3 protein-coding genes are annotated in these 2300 nt (G+C 28.2%); 2 read left to right on the plus strand and 1 reads right to left on the minus strand.

Annotated elements, in window-relative coordinates:
- Positions 1–55: 55 nt before the first annotated feature.
- A complete protein-coding gene (locus DMG62_23920) occupies positions 56–256 on the minus strand; it encodes a hypothetical protein (protein PYY20161.1) in 201 nt (66 codons plus the stop codon).
- Positions 257–541: 285 nt separating this feature from the next.
- Between DMG62_23920 and DMG62_23925 the strand changes: the two genes are divergently transcribed.
- Both DMG62_23925 and DMG62_23930 read left to right on the plus strand, forming a co-directional pair.
- On the plus strand, positions 542–919 hold the full coding sequence (locus DMG62_23925) for a hypothetical protein (protein PYY20162.1): 378 nt from the start codon (positions 542–544) through the stop codon (positions 917–919).
- A 41-nt stretch (positions 920–960) separates the two neighbouring features.
- Complete coding sequence (locus DMG62_23930; protein ID PYY20163.1) at positions 961–1863, plus strand: hypothetical protein; 903 nt, start codon at positions 961–963, stop codon at positions 1861–1863.
- Positions 1864–2300: the final 437 nt, after the last annotated feature.

A 2300-nucleotide genomic window follows, 5' to 3' on the forward strand; every position in this document is an offset into this window, starting at 1 on the left:
TGTGCTCAAAAATTTTATAATACACATTTTTTTAAAAAAAAAAAACAAAAAAATGTCAAGTTCTGATAAAGGAATAGCATCTGATGATGGAGTGGCAAGTAGTAATGATAATGAATATGAAATTGAGGATGACGATATTGATAATGATTCTAATGATTCTAATGATAATGAAAATGAAGAAGATGAAGAAGAAGAAGAAGAAGATAATGATGAAGATAATGATGAAGATAGTGAAAAAGATAATGAAGAAACACATGAAGGAAGAATAACATCTGATGTATGGAATTTTGTGAATAAAACAACTTGTAAATGCCCAAGTTGTGCAAAAGTATTTAAAAAAAAAACAGGTACTAGTTCCATTCGTACTCATTTACAAAGTCATGGGATGTTAATGGCAAAACAAACAACTCAAACAACTCTATATAATTTTGCTAGAAGACATTCACAAAAAATTCAAACCTTAAAAACACAAGCAGTTGTTGAATGGATTGTCTTAGATATACAGCCATTTAAAGTAGTTGAAGGAGAAGCATTTCGCAAAATGATCTTAGAACTTGATCCATATTATGTAATACCAACTAGAAATACAGTGAAAGATATTATTAAAAAAGCATTTGAAAAAAGAAGAACAAGTATTAAAGAATTTGTCAAAAATATTTCAGGAAAAATATCATTTACTACAGATATTTGGTTATCTTTAAAAACTGAAGGTTTTTTAGGTATTACTATACATTATGTAGATGAGAATTGGATTCTAAAGCATTTTACTTTAGATATATTTAGATTTAAAGGTTCACATACTGGACAAGCAATTGCTGATGAAATTTATAAAATAATTGTGGATTTTGGATTAGAAACTAAGGCTATGGCTATTACAACTGATAATGGAAGCAATATGGTGGCTAGTACAAATATTTAAAAGAAAAATTAAGTTTAGATAATTTTGTTCATTGCAGATGTGTGGCACATATTCTTAATCTTATAGTAGCAACTGGATTAGAAATTTTAAAAACACCTATTAAAAAATTAAGAAAATTGATAACTGTAATTCGAAAATCAACAAAAGTTCTTGAAGAGCTGGAAAATCTTTTTGTTATAGAAGAAAAGCAATTTCTTCGTCCAATTTTAGACTGTAAGACAAGGTGGAATTCCACCTATCAAATGATAAACCGTGCTTGCTTTCTTAAAGAATACATACAAATGGCATTAGTTAGATCTCCTAATTTAAGTTCTTATTTTCCTGAAGAAAATGAATGGGAATTATATAAAGATTTAGATGAATTTTTAGAGCAATTTTATGATGCAACAACTACTCTTTCTTCACAAACATATCCTACAATTGCTCATTCAAGAATAATCTTATTAGCTATTAAAAAAGATTTAGAAACTAGTAGGGGTGATGAATCTCTTTTAAAGGATGCAATTAATGCTATGAAAACAAAGTATAACGAGTATTATAAGAAACTAGAAAGTTCATCACATATTTCAGCATTTTTAGATCCAAGGTATAAGAGATATTGTTTTTCCGAAATGCAAGATAATGAAATAATATTACCAATTCAAAAATTATTAGAAAAACAACTACCTGTAACTTCAATTGTACCAAAAAAAACATCAAGTTTTTTACAAAGATTAAAAGTACAAACTACTAATAGCTTACCAATAGTAGATAATGAAATAAATAAATATTGGAATGCTACTGATGCTGATGAAAGTGTTAAACCTTTGGAATGGTGGAAAACCCATTTTTCAGAATACCCAAATTTGGCAAAGCTTGCACGTGATTATTTAAGTATTCAAGCAAGCTCAGTTCCATGTGAACAGCTTTTTTCAATTGCAGGCCAAGTATTGTGTAAATCTTGAAATCGTTTAACTGGAGAATTGGTACGTGCATGCATATGTTTGCGCAGTTGGATCTTAGAAAATATTAACTAAATATTTTTATATTGGATTTTTTTGTTAGGCTTTTTTTCTTTTGGCTCATAATTAAAGTTTTATTTATATTTTATTTATTTTTCAGACTTTTTAATTTTATTTGTTAAATTATATAAATAAATAAAAAATACATTAAAAACTTAATTTCAAATGCTTATTAATTACAATATTATACCTTATAATAAATGATAATTCATATTAAAGTTTTTGTATTTTGTTAATAATAGTTCAAATAATAATTAAACAGTTGGTCAAACTGGTCAGTCAAACGGTCGGTCAAGCTGGTCGGTCAAGCGGTCAGTCAAGCTGGTCGGTCAAGCGGTCGGTCAAGCTGGTCGGTCAAGCGGTCGGTCAAGCTGGTCGGT

Source organism: Acidobacteriota bacterium (assembly GCA_003225175.1).
In the GTDB taxonomy this organism is placed as follows: Bacteria; Acidobacteriota; Terriglobia; order Terriglobales; family Acidobacteriaceae; genus Gp1-AA112.